The 23,932-nt window shown below is 38.0% G+C and carries 21 protein-coding genes and 1 pseudogene; 12 read left to right on the top strand and 10 right to left on the bottom strand.

Annotated features, from left to right (window positions below):
* Positions 1-128 precede the first annotated feature (128 nt).
* Entirely contained in the window at positions 129-278 is a 150-nt protein-coding gene (locus FJR04_RS25875; RefSeq protein WP_217359292.1) for a hypothetical protein, read from the top strand.
* A gap of 66 nt (positions 279-344) precedes the next feature.
* On the opposite strand, the gene FJR04_RS09885 is transcribed toward FJR04_RS25875, so the two are convergent.
* On the bottom strand, positions 345-1,052 hold the full coding sequence (locus FJR04_RS09885; RefSeq protein WP_168494103.1) for a DUF6338 family protein: 708 nt from the start codon (positions 1,050-1,052) through the stop codon (positions 345-347).
* A gap of 192 nt (positions 1,053-1,244) precedes the next feature.
* Between FJR04_RS09885 and FJR04_RS09880 the strand changes: the two genes are divergently transcribed.
* The gene (locus FJR04_RS09880) at positions 1,245-1,721 is read left to right on the top strand and encodes a DUF29 domain-containing protein (protein ID WP_168494101.1); all 477 of its coding nucleotides are present in this window, start codon (positions 1,245-1,247) and stop codon (positions 1,719-1,721) included.
* Between the two features lie 262 nt (positions 1,722-1,983).
* Here FJR04_RS09880 and FJR04_RS09875 read toward each other — a convergent pair whose 3' ends face one another.
* Positions 1,984-3,396 carry a glycosyltransferase family 2 protein gene (locus tag FJR04_RS09875; protein ID WP_168494099.1) on the bottom strand — a complete coding sequence of 471 codons (1,413 nt, stop codon included), beginning with the start codon at positions 3,394-3,396 and terminating at the stop codon, positions 1,984-1,986.
* Between the two features lie 205 nt (positions 3,397-3,601).
* On the opposite strand from FJR04_RS09875, the gene FJR04_RS09870 reads away from it, so the two are divergent.
* Together FJR04_RS09870 and FJR04_RS09865 are read left to right on the top strand one after the other, a co-directional pair.
* Positions 3,602-3,919 (top strand): hypothetical protein, encoded by a 318-nt coding sequence (locus tag FJR04_RS09870; protein ID WP_168494097.1) that lies wholly within the window; start codon positions 3,602-3,604, stop codon positions 3,917-3,919.
* Positions 3,916-4,284: an aspartyl protease gene (locus tag FJR04_RS09865; RefSeq protein ID WP_168494095.1), complete on the top strand. Its 369-nt coding sequence runs from the start codon at positions 3,916-3,918 to the stop codon at positions 4,282-4,284. Before FJR04_RS09870 ends, FJR04_RS09865 begins: the two co-directional genes overlap by 4 nt.
* 208 nt (positions 4,285-4,492) lie before the next feature.
* Here the strand turns inward: FJR04_RS09865 and FJR04_RS09860 are convergent, their stop codons facing one another.
* From FJR04_RS09860 to FJR04_RS09840, 5 genes are all read right to left on the bottom strand, one after another.
* Positions 4,493-5,842 carry a TldD/PmbA family protein gene (locus tag FJR04_RS09860; RefSeq protein ID WP_168494093.1) on the bottom strand — a complete coding sequence of 450 codons (1,350 nt, stop codon included), beginning with the start codon at positions 5,840-5,842 and terminating at the stop codon, positions 4,493-4,495.
* Between the two features lie 3 nt (positions 5,843-5,845).
* The gene (locus FJR04_RS09855; protein WP_168494091.1) at positions 5,846-6,568 is read right to left on the bottom strand and encodes a Uma2 family endonuclease; all 723 of its coding nucleotides are present in this window, start codon (positions 6,566-6,568) and stop codon (positions 5,846-5,848) included.
* Positions 6,569-6,740: 172 nt separating this feature from the next.
* Complete coding sequence (locus FJR04_RS09850) at positions 6,741-8,177, bottom strand: TldD/PmbA family protein (RefSeq protein WP_168494089.1); 1,437 nt, start codon at positions 8,175-8,177, stop codon at positions 6,741-6,743.
* 76 nt (positions 8,178-8,253) lie between these two features.
* On the bottom strand, positions 8,254-9,711 hold the full coding sequence (gene cysS / locus FJR04_RS09845) for a cysteine--tRNA ligase (protein ID WP_168494087.1): 1,458 nt from the start codon (positions 9,709-9,711) through the stop codon (positions 8,254-8,256).
* Positions 9,712-9,853: 142 nt separating this feature from the next.
* Complete coding sequence (locus FJR04_RS09840) at positions 9,854-10,444, bottom strand: transposase (protein ID WP_168494085.1); 591 nt, start codon at positions 10,442-10,444, stop codon at positions 9,854-9,856.
* A 227-nt stretch (positions 10,445-10,671) separates the two neighbouring features.
* Between FJR04_RS09840 and FJR04_RS09835 the strand changes: the two genes are divergently transcribed.
* Positions 10,672-11,775: a GTP-binding protein gene (locus tag FJR04_RS09835; RefSeq protein WP_168494083.1), complete on the top strand. Its 1,104-nt coding sequence runs from the start codon at positions 10,672-10,674 to the stop codon at positions 11,773-11,775.
* 124 nt (positions 11,776-11,899) lie between these two features.
* On the opposite strand, the gene FJR04_RS09830 is transcribed toward FJR04_RS09835, so the two are convergent.
* Complete coding sequence (locus FJR04_RS09830) at positions 11,900-12,835, bottom strand: NAD-dependent epimerase/dehydratase family protein (protein WP_168494081.1); 936 nt, start codon at positions 12,833-12,835, stop codon at positions 11,900-11,902.
* Positions 12,836-13,041: 206 nt separating this feature from the next.
* Here FJR04_RS09830 and FJR04_RS09825 point away from each other — a divergent pair, with 206 nt between their 5' ends.
* The 5 genes from FJR04_RS09825 (at position 13,042) to FJR04_RS09805 (ending at position 18,199) form a co-directional block, all read left to right on the top strand.
* Complete coding sequence (locus tag FJR04_RS09825; protein ID WP_168494079.1) at positions 13,042-14,169, top strand: glycosyltransferase; 1,128 nt, start codon at positions 13,042-13,044, stop codon at positions 14,167-14,169.
* Between the two features lie 128 nt (positions 14,170-14,297).
* A complete protein-coding gene (locus FJR04_RS09820; protein ID WP_168494365.1) occupies positions 14,298-15,056 on the top strand; it encodes a sugar transferase in 759 nt (252 codons plus the stop codon).
* A gap of 379 nt (positions 15,057-15,435) precedes the next feature.
* On the top strand, positions 15,436-16,515 hold the full coding sequence (gmd, locus tag FJR04_RS09815) for a GDP-mannose 4,6-dehydratase (RefSeq protein WP_168494077.1): 1,080 nt from the start codon (positions 15,436-15,438) through the stop codon (positions 16,513-16,515).
* 18 nt (positions 16,516-16,533) lie between these two features.
* The gene (locus FJR04_RS09810; RefSeq protein WP_168494075.1) at positions 16,534-17,478 is read left to right on the top strand and encodes a GDP-L-fucose synthase; all 945 of its coding nucleotides are present in this window, start codon (positions 16,534-16,536) and stop codon (positions 17,476-17,478) included.
* Between the two features lie 157 nt (positions 17,479-17,635).
* Entirely contained in the window at positions 17,636-18,199 is a 564-nt protein-coding gene (locus tag FJR04_RS09805) for a 5-formyltetrahydrofolate cyclo-ligase (protein WP_168494073.1), read from the top strand.
* A gap of 442 nt (positions 18,200-18,641) precedes the next feature.
* On the opposite strand, the pseudogene FJR04_RS09800 reads toward FJR04_RS09805, so the two are convergent.
* Positions 18,642-19,119, bottom strand: a pseudogene (locus FJR04_RS09800) (DUF2887 domain-containing protein).
* A 178-nt stretch (positions 19,120-19,297) separates the two neighbouring features.
* On the opposite strand from FJR04_RS09800, the gene FJR04_RS09795 reads away from it, so the two are divergent.
* Positions 19,298-20,908, top strand: a complete 1,611-nt coding sequence (locus FJR04_RS09795; protein ID WP_168494071.1) for a GspE/PulE family protein — start codon at positions 19,298-19,300, stop codon at positions 20,906-20,908.
* Positions 20,909-21,407: 499 nt separating this feature from the next.
* On the opposite strand, the gene FJR04_RS09790 is transcribed toward FJR04_RS09795, so the two are convergent.
* Positions 21,408-22,247, bottom strand: a complete 840-nt coding sequence (locus tag FJR04_RS09790) for a prephenate/arogenate dehydrogenase (RefSeq protein WP_168494069.1) — start codon at positions 22,245-22,247, stop codon at positions 21,408-21,410.
* Positions 22,248-22,332: 85 nt separating this feature from the next.
* Here FJR04_RS09790 and FJR04_RS09785 point away from each other — a divergent pair, with 85 nt between their 5' ends.
* On the top strand, positions 22,333-23,883 hold the full coding sequence (locus tag FJR04_RS09785; RefSeq protein WP_168494067.1) for a pentapeptide repeat-containing protein: 1,551 nt from the start codon (positions 22,333-22,335) through the stop codon (positions 23,881-23,883).
* Positions 23,884-23,932 lie beyond the last annotated feature (49 nt).

Genomic DNA, 23,932 nt, shown 5'->3' with positions numbered 1-23,932 from the left:
GGTATTGAGAAAGGTATTGAGAAAGTTGCTAAAGCTTTGAAAGAGCAAAATATAGCTATAGAAATTATTGCAGAATCAACTGGCTTATCATACGAAGCTATTCAAAGAATTTGAGCGAATAATGCCAATTGATAGACTTTGCGATCGCATTACCGACTTTAACCCCACGGAAGGCGATCGCTCTCAGCTTTGAGTTAATTTCAGCGAGCGATCGCAATTTAGTTTTTAGTCTTTTTCAGTCTTCTTCTGTGGTTGTGGAGGAGGTGCTGGAGGTCTAGGAGTCACAGGCTGAGACTTAGCTTTCGCACTATCTAAGTTTATCTTATCACTATTCTTTTCATCACTCATAATTGAGTATCTTCCTTTTTTGAACTTAATGCTGGTTCATTAACAATGATATCGTCATTCATAGTTGTAGTAAACTCCCAAGACGGAAATTCAATATTTAAATTATCTTGACTAAATGCTAGATAAATTCTAGGAACAGAATAAAAATATGTACCATCTGAATGTCTGTAAACCTTTACATCTCTAAGCAAGATATCATGAATATCTAAACCATCAGAAACAGACTCAATCCAGCCTTGATAAATAAGATCCTTCTGATTATCTCTGATAATAACCCAATGATTTGATGAAGAGTCAAAAGCAGTGTTCCATACGCCTATATCATCAACTTTATCAGAAATCTTCAATTTGTTTGCCATTTTATATAGAACTTTGTGATTTATCAATGCTGATAAACCTAGTCCGATAGGAACTGCAAGTAAAGTTACTAGAACTATTTCCTGGAAGTTTAACTTTGCCTGAGAATTCGTTAACATTTCGGCAAAGTAGAAAGTTGATATAGGCAAATGCAAAAACTTACTAGGTATAAAATTGAAGAAGAAGTAATAGACTAAATAGCAGATAAATCCATAAGTTAACGAGTTGGAAATTATATTTTGTGTTGTAGCTTCTTTATGGAAAGTAAGTTTATCAACTATATTGAATGCTATCAAGCCAGGAATAAAAATCAAAATCATTCTAAATGCAAATTCTGACAAATTCATAATTTACTTTGGAGGACAAAAATTTCTTCAGCACTTAAAATAGAGTCAAGCAAATCTAGAACAATAGATAGGTTGACTTCAGCAACTCTTATATTCAGTATAAATCAGGTCTGTCATCCTTGCAAGTTAAGTCAGTATATTTAAAACTCAATTAAGCTAAAATAAAAGAAATAGAAAAATCCTCACCAGTATATGGTTACATCAACACAACCCACAACTCAAACCTTATACGATCAAGATTATTACCTGTGGATAAGAACAACCATTAACCAACTCCGCACAGGACAATTTTCTGCTGTTGATTTAGAGAATTTATTAGAAGAATTAGAAACTATAAGTAGAAGTCAAAAACGAACAATTACAAATTTATTAATTAAGCTGTTTGTCCATCTACTAAAACTCAAATATTGGGATAGTGAAAGAGAACGCAATCAAGGACATTGGCTAGGGGAAATTAGGACATTTCGCAGAGATATAAAAGATGAACTTAAAGATAGTCCAAGTTTAAAACCTTACATTTTAGAAATATTTGATGAATGTTATCAAGATGCTAGATTAGAAGCATCAGATCGCTCTCAACTTCCTCTTGATATATTTCCCGTTATACCCATTGGTTCATTAGAACAAATTTTAGATGATTGGTTGCCGATACAAAAAAATGAAGGATGAAATTTTTTATATTTCACCCTTCCAACTCTGTTCATAATACAGGTTTATTTGTAATTGAGTCAATGTAAGTAATTGGACAAAAATATTTACAGTCATTGCGAGCGAAGCGAAGCAATCCCAACCCTTGCGATTGCTTCATTCCACTTCGTTTCATATGGCTAACGCCACGCTCCGCGAACGCAATGACATTGTGTAATTAATTCTGTCTCACTACTTACATGAAATGGGCGCAGACCCTGCGCCCCTACGGTTGATTGTTTCCTTATTTCTCAACGCCTGTATGGACAGTTTTTACCCATTTGAGGCGTTTTGGTCGGAAAGACATTCGAGCCGTCGTGCTACCCATAACTACTAACCAATGCAACATATATAAACTGCCGCGGAGGGTTTGTAAAAGTAACATTAAATAGGTAGATGGTTTAAATTGTTGATCTGAACGAACGTGCTTTAAACCAGCAAACATTCCTACTACTGACATCCCAATGGATAAGCTAGTTACAGGAGTTAAGACAGGGGGACGATGACGAGCGATCGCCATTAATATATCTGGTATTGCTGCTGTTGGTAAGATATACATTGTTACCATAAATATCAACAAATCCCAAGTTTTTTTTGTCCCCATCCGGTTTTCCAGAATGAGATCCCAGTAGTCTAAATAACGTTGATAACCACCTTCTGCCCACCGGTTACGTTGATGCCAAAGGGCTGTAGCATTGGTGACCCCTTCTTCTTCGACGGGAGGATGAAAAACACATTCAATATCCCATTTATCTAGATGTAACCGAATAGTTAAATCTAGATCATCGGTGATAGTTTCCTCATTCCAACCACCACAACTTGCTAATGCTTGACGACGGACAAATTGACCATTACCCCTAAGTTCACCAATGCCACTAATGGCTGTGCGCTGTTGTTGAAACCAGATATCCAACAACATTTCCGCCATTTGTCCCTTAGTCCAAAAATTTTCTTTAGCATTGGCGATCGCTTTCCGCATTTGTACCGCCCCTACTCGTTCTTTTTGAAATAAAGGAACTATTTGTAATAGCAAATCTGGTGTAACTTGGGCATCAGCATCAAATACAGCAATTATGTTTCCCTTTGTTAAAGGTAGCACTTGATTTAATGCTCCTGATTTGCCACCACTAGCTTCAGGATCACGTCTAAATACATTTAGTTGTTGATATTCTTGCTTGAGTTGGGCTAGTAATAGGGGTGTATTGTCTGTACTGTTATCATCAATAATCCAGACTTCATATTGTCCATTACCGTATTCCAAATTACACAGATTCTTGACTAATCTGCTAATTACGGATTCCTCATTTTTAGCAGCCACTAATATAGAAACAAAAGGTAAATCTCCCTCTATTTCTTGAGAATGGTGACGAGGTTTTGCAAAAATAATCCTCAAAGCATGAATGCCTAACATTGTTGTTAATCCCAGGATAAATATTGAACCCCAGGAAACTAAATGTAGGGCAATAGTGCCACTCCAGACTATAGTTAAAACTAGCGCCGCTTTACCTCTCCGTCCCTTAAATCGGGATGGTGGTAGAAACACGGAATCTGTGTTTACTTCTGATTCCTCATCTACTGATAGGTCAGATAAGATGGAGTCAAGGGGATCAGAGATTCCGTCATAAGCATCATTTTCAGGCCAGGAATTCGCTGGCATAGGTTATATAATTCAAAAAACAGCTATGCTATGTAGCTTTTAATTACAGACTGATCCTGTAACAGATTACTAGCTACTTAATTAATATAGTTCTAAAGAGTGCCAAAGGGAATAGATGATGGGAAGATAAAAAGAGCGATGCTCTAAAATCACCCAAGTATTTTATCATAAGATATAGGAAACAACTTTTAATGAGTTCAAAAATATGACACAATCTTCATCAGAAAGAATTGTCAGACGTGGAAGAGTATTTCCAGAAATTCAATGGACCCCAGCCCAAAAAGCTGAAGAAAAAGCTAGAAGACAGGCATTTTATGAGCGTTGTTGGCTGATTTTTGAGCGTTTAAAACCAGAAATACTGGATAAATACTATGGTTGGTATATTGCCATTGAACCTGATAGTGGAGATTATTTTATTGATCAGGATAAAGAAGTAGCAAGTAAAATGGCTAGAGAAAAATATCCTACGGTGATTCATCATATTTTTGGCATTAATGAAACGGGAGTTAGTGGCAGAATATGATTGAGGGAAGATTTGGAGAAAATGGACAAATTTATCTGGAAATTGATTTAATTGGTGGGGATGATTTCAGTTTTCCTGTAGAAACAATGTTAGATACAGGATTTACTGAATTTTTAGCCATGAACAAACAAGATATACAAACTCTTGATTGGCCTTTTTTAAATCAAGATAAATTAAGAACTGCTCAAGGAGAAACTGAATTTGATGTTTATAGCGGTAGGGTAATAATAGATGGACAAGAGTGGGAAATTCCTGTATTTGCTGGAGATGAAATACAGGAAATTTTACTAGGTTCTAGATGGCTAAAATTATTTATTCTCATCGCTAATTATGCAGAAGATAGGGTGAGTTTAGAGTTAATTTAATCATCATTTACACCCACAATTTTCTCTGGTTTCACCCAAATATCAAGAAGTTCAGGACTTACGCACAAGTCACGAAGGAACGAACCACGAAGGAACGTTCGCGGAGCGTCTCGAAGAGATAGGACACGAAGAAAAGAAAGTTTCAGAGATATTTTGCGTAAGTCTTAAAGTTAAAAGATCGAATTTTCGATTTGTTAATGTTAGTTGACTATAAGGTATATGTGAAATCTTTTACCAACATACCAGGAACTAAACTGCCTCCTAATTGCCGATTTTCATAAGTTCCGACTTCGGGAATAAATTCTTGAAAGTTGGTTAAATCAACGAGATTTTCTCCTCCCCAAAAGCGATAGAGACTTTCATCAAAGCGCAGATTAGCAATGGGGGCAACTATTTCGCCATTTTCTACCCAAAAGCAAGCATAACGAGTCATACCTGTAATTCTCCCAGATGGGCGATCGCTCCAATTCAAATAATGTAAATTAGAAACATATAACCCTGTATCTAAACTTGGTAAAATCTCTGCAAATGCTAAATTACCAGGATTGATTTCTGGAGAACGTAATGTTTCTGAACTATTTGCACCATTAGCTAATTTATTATATTCCTTGGCTGTGCGAGAATTAACTAAGCTATTAACTAAAATTCCTTTTTCAATTAAATTTAATTCCGGTGCAGCCATTTCTCCCAAATTATTAAATCTCGGAACTAAACCACTTTGAAAATTTTCTTTTAAAGTGAATTTTGGAGAAAGTTGTTTTTCTTGACGTGATAAAGCAGCTAAAGCACTATTACCTTGTTGAATATCGGCTTCACTGATAGCACCCCAGGAAAGCATAGCTAATAAATCAGCTACAGCAGCAGGAGCAAAATAAGTTTTATATTGTCCTTTTGGTAATTCTTTCACTGGACGAGATAGCATTTCTAGTTGCTGTTTCCCATCATTTATTTTAGCTAAATAAGCAGCTTCATTCCATTCACTTCCAGCAAAAGTTCCTTTTACAGCTTGTCCTGATGCCATAAATAAGGAATAATCTAAATTAAAGGAATCAGTCGCAAACCAATGTTTTTGTCCGTTAGAATCACCATAACCTCTGATAACAATTCCCCCAGCATACATACCAGTAAAATCTAAATTTGCCACAGTTTCCAGAATACTAGGAATTAATATATCTGGAGTTAATAATTTACCAATATTAATTTCTCGACTGGTATTATTTCCTGATGGTATTACTAAATAAGGATCAATTGGTAATAATGGTAATTCATCACGTAATTCTTGTAAAGCTGTGGATGCTAATTCCCAATCTATTTCCCAATTTCCAGTAAAGGGAAACTGACGGGAACTAGTGCGTTGATTAGCCATTAACGTCAATTGAATCGAACCATCATTAACATATCCTGTTTGTCTAACTTTGGCAGAATTAAAGCGGGTAAATTGACTGCTTTCGCTGCTAACTCTGACGGTAAAATGTTCATTGGCTGCTTTTTTAATCAGCAGAATTTCGACAAGTTGATTAAAGGTTTTTTCTAAGGTTGATAATTCTTCGATTTTCATTGTTTAAATAGTTTCTGGATCAATATTTAGTTCTCGCAATTTTGCTGCTAAACGTTCTGCTTTTCTCGCTTCCCGTTCTGCTCGTTCGGATTCCTGTTCGGCTCTTTTAGTTTCCTCTTCTGCGGTTTCTTCTGGTGTAGGTACTAACTCTCCTGCTGGGGTAAAATACCTTAATAATCCTTGATGAATTCCTAAATATAAACCTAATTGTTCACTCCATAAATGTCCCTTTTCATTTGGTTCTAAAGGTTGATATTTATTATCTACTAAATGAAAACCCGCAAATTCTAATGTATAAGGGTCAAACCAAAAATAGTCCGGTGTGCGGAAAGTATTTTGATAAAGTTCTTTTTTATATTCTCTATCGGTGTTAGCTGTACTTGGTGAAAGAATTTCTAAAATTACATTCGGATATTTACCGTCTTCTTCCCAAACTACCCAACTTTTACGAGTCTTGCGTTCAGTTCCTAAGACAACAAAAAAATCAGGACCTCGGAAATATTCTGATTTTTTCTGATTAGGACTATAGTAAATGCTAAGATTTCCCGCAGCATAGAAATCATATCTATCTTTCCACAACCATTTGAGACATTTGATTAAGAGCATAATTTGCTCTAGATGTAGTTCTGTTTCCACGGTCGGTTCATCACTATATAAATCACTAGGAGGAAAGATTACATCTGCGGAGATGTTTTGTTGCAATTCTAATTCTTGAGCAATGATCATATTGATATGGCATCAAGTAGTTATTTGTTTATTGTAGCATTAATACTAAGTTTAGAATTGCTGGAGAATAAGATTTCAAGAATATTTAACCGCAGATGAACGCAGATAAACGCAGATAAAGACGGATGAATTCATTGATTTCTTGATTTTGTACAGCTTTACATAAAATTCATTAACCACCACCAAAAACTTCGACGTTTGTAAATGCACAAACTGGTGAACCATGTCCTACAGAAATGGCTTGATTTGGTTCTCCTTTACCGCAGAAAGGTGTACCGTAAATTTGCCAATTAGTGTCATTTCCAACTTGAATTAAGCTATGCCAAAATTCTGGTGTGGTTGCTCGATAGTTAGGATTACGCAGGGTTTTGGTCAGTTTACCGTTTTCAATTAATTTGGCATATTCGCAACCAAATTGAAATTTATAACGTTGATCATCTATTGACCAAGAACGGTTAGATTCCATGTAAATACCATGTTCTATTCCTGAGATGATTTCCTCAAATGTGGCGTTTCCTGGTTCTAAATTTAAGTTAGCCATTCTGTCAATGGGGGGACGATTCCAAGAACAAGCTCGCGCACAAGCAACACCTGGTAAATCTGCTCTGGCTTGACTTTCTAAACTACCTAAACCACGTTGCAAAATGCCTTTTTTAATTACATATTCTTTGGTTGCTACTGCACCAGTATCATCAAAACCATAACTGGCAAATTCACCTGCTACTGTAGGATCAAAGGTGATATTCATCAGGGGTGAACCATATTCTAATTTACCAAAATCATCTTTGGTAACAAAGCTACCGCCGGCATAGTTGCGTTCATCTCCTAAAATACGGTCAATTTCTAAAGGATGTCCGATACTTTCATGAATTTGTAGCATCATTTGATCTGGTGCTAAAACTAAATTGGTGCGGGTATTTGGACATTCTGCTGCTGTTAATAATTCTAATGCTTGTTCTCCAACTTTCTGGACTTGATGCCATAAGTTATCTTGTTTGAAAAGTTCCCAACCTCCTTGATAAGAGTTTGCATGAGCGCCGTTATTGCTGCGTTGTTGGACGATTGCACCTTCTTGAGCGATCGCCCCAAAATGATGACTAAGAGATAGAATATTCTGATATACTTCTGAACCGTTGCTACTCACAAACCAAGTTTCTTTTTGATCTGTGCCGACGGTGGCTGTCGTTTGAATGATTTTATCGTTAATTTTGAGTTGCTGACAAATCCGAATTAGTAAATTGTTAATTTCTCCGGGACTAATAGCGTTAAATGGTTCTAAAAATGGTGAGTTATATTCACCTACTACTTGAGGGCGTGTATTTTCACTAATTGGATATATCCACCATTTACTGGCTGCTAATGCTTGTTTATAGGCGATTTCCGCAGCTTTTTGTAAACTAGAAATATTCAAGGAGTTGGTGGCTGCATAGCCTAAACAACCATCAACTATGACTTCTATCATTGCTCCCATTTCCAATGATTTACCGTTACTTTGGGGTAAAGCATCACGCACGGAATGATGTGTTGAGGTTGTTTTGACGGCTCTAATTCCTACCCAGTCTGCGGGGATGTTTAAATGAGAAATGGCTGTTGTTAGTTGTTTCCACATGGTATTAATTAAGAATTGAGAATTATCTTTTTTTGCACGCAGAGACGCAGAGGCACAGAGAGGAATTTTAAATTTATTATCTATGCCAGTGTGTGCCTTCTTTGCTGTCTATTAATGTGATGCCTTTTGTTAATAGTTCATCACGGATTCTATCAGATTCTGCAAAGTTTTTGGCTTTTCTTGCTGTTTGTCTTTGTTGAATTAATTCTTCAATATAAATATCACTTAAACCATCTGGTGTAGGTGTTTCTGTTTCTGGTTGGGCGGTTAAACCTAGAACGTCTGCTAATATGACTAAGGTTTGCCATTTTTGGAGTAATTCATTCGCTGGGGTTTCTGTTTTTCCTTGGTGGACAATTATGTTTCCTTCCCGAATTAGTTCTTTGGCTAATTCAAAAATTATTGCTAATCCCCCAGGAAAGTTAAAGTCATCATTAACGGCTTCTTTAAATCTCTCGATGTAGGTGTTAGAAATTAGATTATTCCCAGTCCCCAGTCCCCAGTCCCCAGTCCCCAATTTTTGACTATGTTGATAACCGAAAAGTAATCCTTCTTTGATAGTATGCCAGCCATTTGTTGCTGCTAATATGGCATCATCGGTGAAATCTATGGGTTTGCGATATTGTGCCATCATCACAAATAAACGCACCGCCATTGGGTCTACACCACGATCTAATAATTGACGAATGGTGATAAAATTACCCAAGGATTTGGACATTTTTTCACCATCTACTTTTACCATGCCGTTGTGTAACCAATAATTGGCTAAAGGTTTGCCTGTAACGGCTTCCGATTGGGCAATTTCGTTTTCATGGTGGGGGAAAATTAAGTCAGCACCACCAGCATGAATATCTATGGTATCACCCAGGCGATCGCGCACCATAGCAGAGCATTCTATATGCCATCCTGGGCGGCCTTTTCCCCAAGGAGATTCCCACGCAGGTTCACCGGGTTTTGCAGCCTTCCACAGGGCAAAATCAAAGGGGTATCTCTTCTTTTGATATTCTGCATCTTCGACATTTACCCGTTCGCTTGCGCCGGCTTGCATATCTGCTAATTTGCGTCCCGAAAGTTTGCCATATTCCGCAAAGCTTTGTACCGCATAATAGACATCACCATCAGATGGATAAGCAAAACCTTTATGTTCTAAATCGTGAATTAATCGCTGAATCCCATTCATTGTATGTGTAGCGCGGGGATATTCATCAGCTTCTTTAATTCCCAACCGCGACATATCCTCAAAATATGCCTGAATATAGCGTTCTGCTACAGCTTCCATAGAAGAATTTTCTTCTCTGGCGCGTTTGAGAATTTTATCATCAATATCGGTAAAATTCTGGATATAACGCACATTATAACCAATAAACTGGAGATAGCGGCGCACTACGTCCCAGACAATGCACGCTCTTGCATGACCCAAATGGCAGTAATCATAAACCGTCACTCCGCAGTAATACATTTTAACCTTTCCAGGTTCGACGGTGGTAAATTGTTCTTGACGACGGGTGAGAGTATTGTAAATAGATAGGGTCATAACACAGTAATGCGGCAATCTGACGATAAACAATGATAACGCAAGTTGATGACAATGGCGTAAGTGAATATTTTAGTAGCTAATAATTGGCTATAATTATTGTTAGTAATACTTCGTAATCTTATTAACATCTGGTGTAAATTTAGGGAGTGGAAACTGCGCTTCTACGGGGGTTTTTCGGGTCTTTATCCCAGCGGACAGGATTTGTGATAATATACTGACGGGCGAGGTTTAAGGCTTTTTCATTGCGGATTATCCGATCATAATAATTGCGTTGCCATATACGCAGTCCAGGGCTATGGTCAATGTTATTAATTATTTGTGTTGTTTGATATTTATAATACGCAATAATTTGCCCTAATGTCGGTTTTTTCCGTAGGGGCGGGGTTTCCCCGCCCTTCATAACATAGGTTTCCCCACCCTTCATCACAGAGGTTTCCCCGCCCTTTATAACTGTAAACTCATCATTAATCACAATAATCCCGTGAACATGATTAGGCATAATCACAAAATAATCTAATTCAACATTGGGAAAATGATTGGAGATTTGCAACCAAAATTGATCAGCAATAAAACCCCTAACTGTAAATGTCATTTCCCTATTGATTACTTCGCCTAAATTGCATTCTTGGTGTTGGGTACAAATGGTGACAAAATAGGCGTTAGGTTGCGAATAATCGTAGTCCCTTAATCGAATTGATTGGCGATGATGAATATCGGGGTTGTATTTCACGGTGTATTTGAGATAGATTATTGATAAATTGTCGGTAAATGGGCGGGGAAACCCCGCCCCTACAGTTTTTGTTGAAAGGTATGGAAATAATTTTACTGAGAAGATGACAAGGTATATTTTTATTTAGTTATTAATAAACTTAAAGTACCTATTATCGTAAAGCAGTAATGCCGAGTAGCCAAAATCAAGATAAAATTTAAAATACACCAAAATCCTACTTCATGATTATGCAAACGACAGTTAGTTCTGAATCCCCCGTCATGGAAGTTCCCAAGCAAGGTTTACCAGTGACGATTATTACAGGTTTCCTTGGTAGTGGGAAAACGACTTTACTTAACCATATCCTCACAAATCAGCAAGGTGTAAAAACTGCTGTGTTAGTGAATGAATTTGGCGAAATTGGTATTGATAATGAATTAGTTGTTTCCACTGATGAAAACATGGTGGAATTGAGTAATGGTTGTATTTGTTGCACCATTAATAATGATTTAGTTGATGCTGTTTACAAAGTTTTAGAAAGAGAAGAAAAGCTAGATTATCTAGTTGTCGAAACAACTGGTTTAGCAGATCCTCTACCAGTAGCAATGACATTTCTGGGTTCAGAATTGCGAGATTTAACCCGGTTAGATTCTATTATTACTGTAGTTGATGCGGCAAATTATAGCTTAGATTTATTCAATTCTGAAGCTGCTTTGAGTCAAATTACTTATGGTGATGTCATTATTCTCAATAAGACAGATTTGGTTGATGAAACCACTTTGCAGGAATTGGAGAAAAAAATCAACAACATCAAGGAAGGTTCACGAATTATTCGGACGACAAAATCCCAAGTTCCCCTTCCTTTAATTCTCAGTGTGGGGTTATTTGAGTCTGATAAATATTTTGATTCCCACACAGAAGAACATCATGATCATGATGATCATTCTAATTGTGAACATGATGATCATTCAAACTGTGGACATGACCACCATGATCATGAACATCATCACCATGATCATTCTAATCACTTAGAAAATGATGGTTTTATCTCTATTTCTTTCCAAAGTGATCAACCTCTTTCTATTAGAAAGTTTCAACATTTTCTAGATAATCAATTACCGACAAATGTCTTCCGTGCGAAGGGGATTATGTGGTTTGATGAAAGTCCTCAACGTCATATTTTCCATCTTTGCGGTAAACGCTTCACTATTGATGATGATCAATGGAAAGGTGAAAAGAAAAATCAATTAGTGCTAATTGGTCAGAATCTAGATAGTGAAACCTTACTTCAGCAGTTAGAAAACTGTATTTGTCTTCCTTCTACCAGCAGAGGGAAGGGGTTTGGAAAGTAGTAATTAGGAAATAGTTGCTAGGTTGGGTTAAGCGACAGCGCCACCCAACAAATTTACTAAAATTATCAGTTGATCAATTGATAATTTTCCCCTGCCACCAATAGACTTTCAACCCCGTTTCCTGCTATATATTTGCTTTGAGAATCTCATCATCTACAGAAAAATCAACTTCTGTTTTATCTGCACCAGTTGCTAAATAATCATTTTCCAAAGAATCTTTCAAACCAGAAATTAAATCATATTCAGGTTGCCAATTTAATTCTATTTGCGCTTTATTTACAGATGCGAAGAAGTGCTGTACCCGCATTGGAAAAGCTTTCCGTTTACCGAAATCAAACTGTTTGGGATCGTAATGGATAATTTTAACATCATCGGCAGATTTACCAGCAGCCACAGCACAAGCGCGAGCTAAACCATCGAAAGTCACAAAGCGATCGCCAGAAATATTATAAATCTCCCCAATAGCCTTGTCATTCCCAATTACCTGCGTCATCGCTTGAGCTAAATCCTTGACATGGCCTAGCTGGGTGATGTGCATTCCATTACCCGGAATACAAATCGGGCGATCGCGCACAATTCTATCAAAAAACCAACTTTCCAAAGGATTATAATTTTGTGGTCCGTAGATATAAGTAGGACGAATAGAAGTAAAAGGAATTCCTAATTGTTTCAGGTAAGCTTCCGTTTCATGTTTACCCTTGTGACGACTCTTAGGATCGACAGTATCCCCCTCAATATGGGGCATTTGGTCAGATTTGAGGTACACACCCGCTGAACTCATATAAACAAAGTGTTTTACCCGTCCTTGGAAAATTTCTGCCAAAGGTTGAGTATCCGTGAGTTCCCTACCATTGTTGTCAAAAATGACATCAAAGGTTTCTTGTGCTAACTTTTCTTTAAGTTGGGTTGAGTTAGTGCGATCGCCGATAATTTGTCCTACTCCTGAAGGTGCGGGATGATTACCACGATTGAACAAAACCACCTCATGTCCAGCTTTTACCAGTAGTTGAGTCAAATACACACCAATAAACCGAGTCCCACCAATAACCAAAATCCGCATAACTTCCTCATTCCTAAATAACTTGAGTGGCAAAATCACCCTTATCTTTGAGGTTATCAGGTTGCAGTATCATCTTGGAACATCTTTTGGTAGGATTATATCTTCTATTCAAGCTGGGGATTTTCCCATTGCCAGATGAGAATGAGGAATCTTTAATATCACCTCATTAAATTAGCCTAATTACTTCCCATCCATTCAAGTTAACTGTGTCTTTAAAATATGCTTTGGTTCATGAGTGGTTAACCCCTCAAGCTACAGGTGGTTCAGAACTCGTAGTTCAGGAAATATTAAATCACATAGATGCTGATTTGTACGCCCTGATTGATTTTGAATCCAGCAATCCAGAAAGTTATTTGTACAAACGTCAAATTGGCAAAACGTTTTTACAAAAATTTCCGCAAGCGCGTCAAGGAGTCCAAAAATATTTACCCTTATTACCCTTGGCGATCGAGCAATTGGATTTGCGAGAATATGAGGTTATCCTATCTTCATCTCATGCTGTAGCTAAAGGAGTATTAACCACACCTAATCAATTGCATATCTGCTATTGCCATAGCCCTATGCGTTACGCTTGGGATTTAACATTTGATTACCTGAATCAAAGCAAACTAGGTAAAGGAGCAATTGGCTGGGTAACACGCTATATTCTCCATAATTTGCGGCAATGGGATGTAATCAGTGCTAACCGTGTTGATTATTTCATTGCCAACTCACAACATACAGCTAAAAGGATTTGGCGTTGTTATCGTCGGCAAGCAACCGTCATTTATCCACCAGTTAACCTAGATGAATGTTCCTTTTCTTCAGAAAAAGAAGATTTTTACTTGATAGTGTCCCGATTAGTGAGTTATAAACAAGTTTCCTTAATTGTTCAGGCTTTTAATGAATTAAAAAAACCCTTGATAGTCATTGGTACAGGTCCAGAATTGAACAAACTACGGGAAATAGCCCAACCACATATCCAAATTTTGGGATGGCAACCTGATCATATCGTCAAGCAATACATGGCTCGTGCTAAGGCTTTTGTGTATGCAGCTTGCGAAGATTTTGGGATTGCCCTAGTTGAAGCTCAAGCTTGTGGAACTCCTGTAATTGCCTATGGTGCTGGTGGTGCATTAGAAACAGTGAGAGATATTCGGAATCATCTTGATACAGGAACTGGTATATTATTCAAAATCCAAACAGTAGGAGCTTTAATAGATGCCGTAGAAAAATTTACAGATCATCAACATTTATACAATTATCAGTATATACAAACACACGCTAATCAATTTTCTCGCCAGGTTTTTGCAGAACGTTATCTAGGTTTTGTCAGTGAATGTCGTGAAAAATGAGTTTACCTACAGTAAACATTAGCCTTTTTGTATTGATTTTCCAAGAAGACAGCAAATTTTTCCAGAAAATCACTGCCTTTTAGCCTTAAAATCGGGACTATGTGTGGTGTGGATTATAAAGGAGTATGATGACTGCCCAGAGTTCACTCCTCTCCGGCAAGCGATACCCGCGTAAGGATAACAGTACATCTATGGCTGTTTTATCGAAACGTGGTCAAAAAGTTAAACAGCCAAAGGTGAAATCCAGAAGTTTATCTTTTCAGGGTTTATACGGAGAGTTTTTTAAACGACTGTTTGATATAGTTTTTTCATTGTCGGTCTTGATTTTGTTTTCTCCAATTTACATAATACTGGCCTTATTGATAGCCATAAGCTCAAAAGGACCAATTTTTTATGTTCAAGAACGAGTAGGTAAAAACTATCAAAGCTTTAATTGTATTAAGTTTCGCACTATGGTGAATAACGCCGACGAAATTCTCCTAGAAATTATGGCAACATCACCTAACCTGCGAGAAGAATTTGAAAACAATTTCAAGCTAAAAACAGATCCTAGAATCACTAAAATTGGTCATTTTTTGCGAATTACCAGCTTAGATGAGTTTCCCCAATTTTGGAATGTTCTCAAAGGAGACATGAGTGTAGTCGGTCCACGACCTTTAGTAGCGGAAGAGTTACCAAAATATGGTGATTATATCAATCATATTTTAACAATTCGTCCCGGCATTACTGGTTTGTGGCAAGTATCTGGGCGTAATGATATTCCCTATCCTCGACGGGTGCAAATAGACCTCCACTATGTCAATTTTCGGAATTTTTGGCTAGATTTGTGGATTATTCTCAAAACAGTTAATGTTGTCATTATGCCCAAAAACAAAGGAGCATACTAAGTCAGTACGCAAATTCCCTGTTGTGGGGCAAAATCATGCCCCAAAAACTATTTTTCGGATTGCTTTAATTCTTGAAACCATTACCTTTGCGTGTGGTTAATTAATACTTCAAATAGGCAATGCCTTATTTTTGAACACTACTAAAATAAATTTTCAGTAAAGAATTATCATTAATACCCGTAAAGTTAATAATATTGACTGCATCAAACTCATAATTATTTGTTAAAGTGTTTTTGATTAAGTATATTTGTTTACAGCTAACTTTTAAGAGCAACTAATACTTGAAGACTTACTATCGGGTAGTGCTTGCACTTAACTTTTAGTTTAGATTCAGATTGTCTGTAATTATTCAACCAAAAATTCCGAGGCATCATCGAGCATGACACAACCAAAACGCGCTTTAATTACTGGTATCACAGGTCAAGACGGTTCTTATTTAACAGAGTTGTTATTAGAACAAGGTTATGAAGTACATGGGATTATTCGCCGTACTTCCACCTTTAACACAGACCGCATTGATCATATGTATGAAGACCCCCATAAACAGGGTGTGCGGTTGTTTCTTCACTATGGCGACTTGACAGACGGAACAACACTGCGGCGGATCCTAGAAGAAGTTAAACCTACAGAAATTTATAACTTGGGCGCTCAATCCCACGTCAGAGTGAGTTTTGATTCACCTGAATATACAGTAGATGCTGTAGGTATGGGTACATTAAGATTATTAGAAGCTATCCGCGACTACCAGCACCGCACAGGAATTGAAGTCCGTTTCTATCAAGCCGGTTCTTCGGAAATGTATGGTTTAGTGCAAGCAGTCCCCCAAAGTGAAACTACACCTTTTTATCCCCGTAGTCCCTACGCTTGTGCTAAGGTTTACGCCCACTGGCAAACCATAAATTACCGCGAATCTTATAATTTGTTTGCTTGTAATGGCATTCTTTTTAACCACGAATCGCCCAGAAGGGGTGAAACATTTGTTACTCGGAAAATAACTAGAGCCGTCGCCCGGATTGTCGCTGGTAAACAGAAAAATATCTACATGGGTAATTTGGATTCCAAGAGAGATTGGGGTTACGCCAAAGATTACGTAAAAGCTATGTGGTTAATGTTGCAGCAAGAAAAACCAGATGATTATGTGGTTGCAACAGGTGAAACCCATTCGGTGAAAGAGTTTCTGGAGTTAGCATTTAGTTATGTAAATCTTGATTGGCAGAAATACGTAGAATTTGACGAACGTTATCTCCGTCCAGCCGAAGTAGATTTACTAATTGGTGATCCAACTAAAGCACAGCAAAAATTAGACTGGAAACCAACGGTAACATTTAAAGAACTGGTTTCTTTGATGGTGGAAGCTGATTTACAAGCTTTGGGTTGTATTGCCACGAATGGGAATGGTGCAAAACAACCTCAAGATATTGCTACTACTCGTCAAGAATTGGGATCTCTGCATTTTTAGATCGTCAAGGATAAGAATATGACAGCCTTAGAATTAGAAAATAAACGGATTCTTGTGACTGGTGGGGCGGGTTTTCTTGGTCGTCAAGTGATAGATCAACTGTGTCAACATGGCGCAGATCGTGAGAAAATTACCGTGACGCGATCGCATGATTGTGATTTGCGTGTTTGGGAAAATTGCCAACGGGCAGTAGACCAGCAGGATGTGATCATTCACCTAGCAGCCCATGTCGGTGGGATTGGTCTAAATCGGGAAAAACCGGGCGAGTTATTTTACGATAACTTGATGATGGGAACTCAGTTAATTCATGCTGCTTATCAACAGGGCATAGAAAAATTTGTCTGTGTAGGAACTATCTGCGCTTATCCCAAGTTTACCCCTGTCCCATTTAAAGAAGATGATCTCTGGAATGGTTATCCAGAAGAAACTAACGCCCCCTATGGAGTGGCAAAAAAAGCCCTCTTAGTGCAACTGCAATCTTATCGTCAGCAGTATGGCTTTAATGGCATTTACCTCTTACCCGTGAACTTATACGGACCTGAAGATAACTTTAACCCTAACAGTTCTCACGTCATTCCCGCCTTAATTCGTAAAGTTCAAGAAGCCCAAACGAGGGGAGAAAAGCAACTTCCTGTATGGGGTGATGGTTCTCCAACCCGTGAGTTTTTGTATTCTACAGATGCAGCACGGGGGATAGTGATGGGAACTCAGCTTTATAATGATGCTGAACCCGTCAATTTAGGAACTGGTTATGAAATCTCTATCAAGGATCTCATTACCTTAATTTGCGAATTGATGGAGTATGAAGGGGAACTTGTCTGGGAAACCGACAAACCCAATGGCCAACCCCGACGTTGTTTAGATACTGAAAGGGCAAAACAGGCTTTTGGTTTTACTGCTGAAGTAGAATTTAGAGAAGGCTTGAAAAATACCATTGATTGGTGGCGCAAAAACGCTGCATAATAGTCCCGGCGAATAGAATTCGCGGCTACACAAACAAAGTCCGCCTTCGCGGACTAAAGAAAAACCAAAATTTGAACCCACGGAGGTGGGTTTTGTCTGTGTAGACGCGGTTTCTAACCGCCAATTTAATTAAAATTCAAAATAATTGCATTTGGCTTTGCAGAACATAAATTCACAACTAAGTAAAAAAGAACTGCGGCGGAATCTACTCCAAAAACGTCAGTCAATGACATTATTAGAATGGAGAGCAAAGAGCGATCGCCTCACCACCAATATCCAAAACTCAGTTATATTTAATCAGGCAAATACCATTCTGGCTTTTTTCAGTTTTCGTCAAGAACCTGATATTAGCTCGCTATATACCAACTCTGATAAACGTTGGGGTTTTCCCCGTTGTAGTGGTAAATCCCTAGTTTGGCATTCTTGGCAATCTGACGACGTAATGAATATCAGTGCTTATGGGATTACTGAACCTCACCATGAAGCACCAATAATTGAAATGGAGTCAGTAGATTTAATTCTTGTTCCCTGTGTGGGTTGTGATGTCCAAGGATACCGCTTGGGTTATGGTGGTGGATATTATGACCGTTTTTTAAATTCCCCCGGTTGGAAGACAAAATCAACCATAGGAGTAGTTTTTGATTTTGCTTATTTATCTCAATTACCAGTTGATAGTTGGGATAAGCCTTTAGAAACTGTGATTACAGAAAATGATTCTTGAATTTTCTGGAGGTTATAGAAAGTTAGTTAGACAATTTCAACCAAGTTTCTAAGTCTGTAACCCACATTCCGCAGATGTGACTCAGATTATTGATATTTTTGAAAAATCCCAGCCAGGAACATTTTATTGACTTAATTTTTTTGGTTGAGTTTAACTTTATCTACCAAAAAATAGAGAATAGGGTACAGAGGCTTTTACATTTGCATTGGAGCATTTAGCTAATAGCTAAAGTTGTAAATTAATAATGAAAGTTGCTAGTTAAAGACATTGTCAGAATCAGGTGGTTATCGAGCGAAGTCGAGATAATATCCAGGATTAAAGGATGAACAGGATGAAAAAATGAATTTTATCATCAATTACCTATTACCAATTATCCATTGGTTACTGAGCGTAGTCGAAGTACCAGCCTCAACTAGATAACTAGCAACTTGAGTTAATAAAATTATTGCTGCTGTAACCAACTTTCCAAATCTGACACAGTGGCAAAATCTAACAGGACATCACATAAATCTTCAATCTGTACCAACGATAACCCCTGAACCTGCGACAACAACTCATCAGGAATATTACCCAACCGCCGTTTTAACAAACGTAATGCGATCGCTTTTTCTCCCTCTTCTTTACCTTCTTCTTTCGCTTCCAGTATAGCCCTCGGTTCTTCTAAATCTAATCCCAACATGGTTATAATCTCCTTGCGATAAATTTTCATCTTTCTGAAATTGCACTTCTGCAAAAAACACCACTTGAGAAACCGCATTAGCTGGAGGTAGAAACACCCCATCAATTCGGAAAGCTGTTTCTTTTACTTCCACCGATTCAAATTGATAACTGTCGGCTTCTGCTGGTGGTTCATCTACTAATTAAAACAATAAACTGGGAAATTGCTTGAACAATTTATAAAAGATAGAATCCCGTCGCATTATTAATGAAAATTATCTTGTATTTATTCATTACCTCCACATAATAAATGATCAAGGTGTGTTTTTCCTAGACGAGGAGAAATTATTTTAAATCTACGTAATAATCAGGTTTTTTATGGAGGATTTTTGTAATAAAATGATAGTGTAAGCTTATAAGTAAAGTTGTTGAGTTAAAAATATGGAATATCCTTGGCAACAGCTAAAAAAGGGAGAAATTGATTGTCAACAGGCGCTCAATCTGTTAATAGATGAGCGAGGTACGGTGAATTTAGAATTATTAGATCCTGAAGTCAGTGGGCGATTTTTTCGGTTATTTTCTCATGCTCAACAATTACCTCCTGTTGTGCCTTTGTTACTATGGCGTAATTGCTATTATTTAGGTAGTCCAATTATCATTGAAGCAGATATAATTCAAAAATTGAGCGATCGCACTTTTACAGATATTAAAATTCTTTCTATTACCGAAAAAAGCTATAGTGGTTGGTATCATACTCAAAATCTTGACCTCAATAAAATCAGTGGGGATTCTTTAATTAATCCTCTTACTAAGGAACTTGAATCAGAAAATATTGCCGAACTGACAGAACTTTATCTTTCCAAAGCATCGGATCAAATTCAACGGGTAAAAACTCTATTTAGTGGTGCATTACGCAATCGTGCTAGTGATATCCATTTAGAACCAATGCCAGAAGGTTTAAGAGTCCGTTATCGAATAGATGGTGTCTTGCGACACATTACTACATTTCCTCTAGAAATCAGCCGCAGAGTAGTAGTTGCTACTAAAGTTATGTCCGATTTAGATATCGGTGAAAGCCGTCGTCCTCAAGATGGACGCATAGGCCAAAAATATGCTTTGGGAGAATCATCAGATGTGGGATTAGATATGCGCGTTAGTACCCTCCCCTGTATTGGTGGTGAAAAAGTCGTAATTCGCTTACTTCCCCAACGAAATCCGTTTAGCAATATGGGTGGACTTGGTTTTTCTGATTCGGCATTGGAGATATACAAAAGATGGTTAAGTCAACCCCAAGGGATGATTATTCTCACTGGTCCGACAGGCTCAGGCAAAACAAGTACGCTGTATACTAGTTTGCAATCAGTTGCCAAAGAATCAGTAAATGTAGTGACAGTAGAAGATCCAGTAGAATATGTTTTATCTGGGATCACTCAAACTCAGGTAAACGAAGCCGCTGGAATGACCTTTGCGGCGGGTTTAAGGGCTATTCTCCGCCAAGATCCTGATGTGATTATGGTGGGAGAAATTAGAGACAACGAAACCGCAGAAACCGCCGTCAGAGCGGCTTTAACTGGACATTTGGTATTTACTACTTTGCACACTAATGATGCTGTTGGCACAATTCCCCGCTTAAAAGATGTTGGACCAGATCCAGGTTTAATCAGTGATGCCCTCTTAGGGATTGTTGCCCAGCGGTTGGTGCGGCGAGTTTGTCCTCACTGTGCTGAACCTTACACCCCGACATCAGATGATTTACGGAAATTAGGATTAAAAGCCACACCAGAAACAACTCAATATTGGTTAAAAGGTAAAGGTTGTATTAAATGTTTTAATTCTGGTTATTTGGGAAGAGAAGCAATTGTCGAATTATTAGATGTTGATGATAGGGTGCGAGAATTGATTTATCAAGGAACAATGACGGAACTAAATCGCTATTTGAAAACAATTGATTTTACTTCTTTTAGTATGGCTGCTGCCCAAAAAGTGACCACTGGAGTCACAACTATAGAAGAAGTTTTTCGAGTATTACCTCATAGTGCTTTATGTCATTAATTCTGTTTGATTACTTGTTGAGGTGCAGCAAGAAAGAATTAATCGCAGATAGAAGATGATGAACGCGGATAAACGCAACTCTTATTTCTCGGCGTTGCTGATTGAATGTATGAATTAGCCTCACGCAAAGGCGCAAAGGCGCAAAGAATTAAGAGTTAAAGAAATCTAATTTTTAAATTTCATACTCTGATTCAGCAACGCCTATTTCTCTGTGTCCTCTGCGCCCTCTGCGGTTCGATATTCCATGACTATTGCGTAAGTCCTGTAACTAAAGCTATACCACAAGAACAAGCCGCCAATCCACAGACCACATGGATGAAGATGTGATTAATAATACTTGTAAAATCATCAGCCTGATAACTAATTGTGAAAATTTACGCATATCAGTGTGAATTTTTGATATAGCTGATATTACATCATACAAATTTAAGAATTACTATGTTAGATTTTTGTATCCAAATGAGCAGGTGCGTTACATTATTAATAACGCACTGGTAATCTATTCTACAAAATGAGGCCGCGACTGTTGATTGAATTTAAACTTTTCTTCTAACATTTCCCATTTTTCTTGTTCAATTATATGAATAAATTCGTCGAGGCTGTGGCGATATTGCTGTAATGAATGCAGTAGTGCTGGGCGATTATATTGCGCCATCATCACTCCTAATTCTGGATTTCCTCCCCCTACCCTACTAGTATCCTGAAACCCTGAACTAGCAAAATTCTGGGCTAATTTGGTGATTTCTGGATCTGTTTCACTTAAACAAGCTGCTATCAAGGAGGCGCTGACCATTACTGGTAGATGAGAAATCCAAGCAACGGCGCGGTCATGTTGTTCTGGTTGACAATGATAGATAATCGAACCGAGCGATCGCACAATTTCTTCTACAATTATTACACCATCACTAGGTGTTGTCTCTATTGGTGTTAATACATAAGGCCGATTGACAAATAAATGCGGTTGTGCTGCTTCTATTCCTACATCTGTTTTTCCGGCCATCGGATGACCACCGATAAAATTCTCCCATAAAGGGGAAATAGCCTCAACTATAGGTTTTTTTACTGAACCAACATCAGTAATAATAGTAGTCTTAGGCAAATGAGTTATTAACTCTTTGATTTGAGGCACTATTAGCCCTATAGGGGTGCAAATAAATACAACTTCGGCTGATACTAACAAGCTTAAATCTAACGACGCTTGATCAACACTACCGAGGTGAATTGCTTTTTCACAGGTTGATTGACGACGACTTACACCTAAAACATAGTGTCCTTGCGAACGTAAATCAAAACCTAAACAACCACCGATGAGTCCCAGTCCTAAAATACCAATTTTCATCGTTATCTTGAAAATTAATTTGTACTTGTTCTCTCGATACTTTACCAACTCCAACGCTCAAAGTTGGCAATAAAAAGGTAGATTCATGACTGTAGAAGCAGAATTAATCGCAAAATATGCACAGGGAGTCTTAGACTTCAGTGGTCTTAATTTAGCAGAATCAAATTTCAGTAGCATTAATCTTAGTGGTATTAATCTTAGTCACGCTAATTTGAGTGTAGCTAATTTAAGTGGTACAAATTTCAGCAAAGCTAATTTAAGTGATGCTCAACTAAATGTGGCTCGCCTCAGTGGTGCAAATCTCTCAGACGCTATTCTGAACCGCGCTAGTCTCAATGTTGCCAATTTGATGCGGGCAGATTTGAGCCGCGCTCAACTTTGTGAAGCTTCCTTAGTTCGGGGTGAGTTAGTTCGCGCTGATTTAACTCGCGCTAATCTCTCAGATGCAAACCTCAGTGGTGCTGATTTGCGGGAAGCCACACTTCGACAAGTTAATCTCCGTCGCGCTAACCTCAGTGAAGCCAACCTGCGAGGCTGTTTCCTCCGAGAAGCTAACTTGGAAATGGCCAATCTCCATGGTACAGAATTGGGCGCTTGTGACCTCAGTGGGGCTAATTTACGCAATACTGAACTCAGACAGGCTAACTTGTGTTTAGTTAACCTCACTGGTGCAGATTTACGAGGCGCTAATCTTCGTTGGGTAGATTTACGAGGCGCTAATCTTCGTTCGGTGGATTTGAGTGGAGCTAAATTAAGTGGTGCTAACTTAACAGGGGCAGATTTGACAAATGCCAATTTAACTAATACTAGTTTTGTTCACGCTAATTTAACCCAAGCAAAATTAATTAAAGTAGAATGGACTGGGGCAGATTTATCTGGAGCTACACTCACTGGCGCTAAACTGTATGGTACACCCCGATTTGGGTTGAAAACAGAGAGTATTGTTTGCGAATGGGTGGATCTTTCCTCTATGGGCGATCGCTCCATCATCCAAAATTTTACCCCAGATGAAGCCAAAGAATTCTTTAATGCCACTCCCCCAACTCTGCGGATTATTGTTGAGTCACCCCTAGACCACGAGGCTAATTTTGTTCTCGCCGGTACTTATTATCAAATTGCTCAAGAATATCCAGCACTAATACAACCCCCTAGTCTAGAAATCAGCAACCGTAGGACTATTTTAACCTTCCGCATAGAAAATGACCTAGCTTTACTTCCTATCGCCTTTATGGCAATTCTCCCCTTTCAGGATGCTACAATCACCAAAAAAAATATTTATGCTATGGCAGATATGATCCGTGCTGAAGTTATTCGTCAACAGGATCTGAAGTCTATCAAAATCGTTAGACAATTAATCATCCTTCTCGCCGAAGCCATGCGAAAAGCCAAAATAATTGAACAGACTAAAAAAAATTTAGAAGTAGCCCAAAAATTAAATTTTTTTAAAGCCCCAACCCAGACAATTTTAACAAATTCTACCGCTAACAATCTGACAATTTATGACAATAGTAATAGTAACAAGCGACTTATGAGTAATCTGCACAGCAAGAATGATATATCCAATGAATCGTATCCCCTTCCCGATTTAAACATGATTGTCGATTTTATCAAAGGATTTTACTATATTGGTCAATAGTCAATTTTCCGATAACCAAAGATAGAAGCAATTTTGAAATAATCTACTT

Origin of the sequence: Anabaena sp. UHCC 0204 (assembly GCF_009711975.1) — a bacterium.
Taxonomy (GTDB): Bacteria; Cyanobacteriota; Cyanobacteriia; order Cyanobacteriales; family Nostocaceae; genus Dolichospermum.
This window is presented reverse-complemented; position numbering and strand designations above follow the sequence as displayed.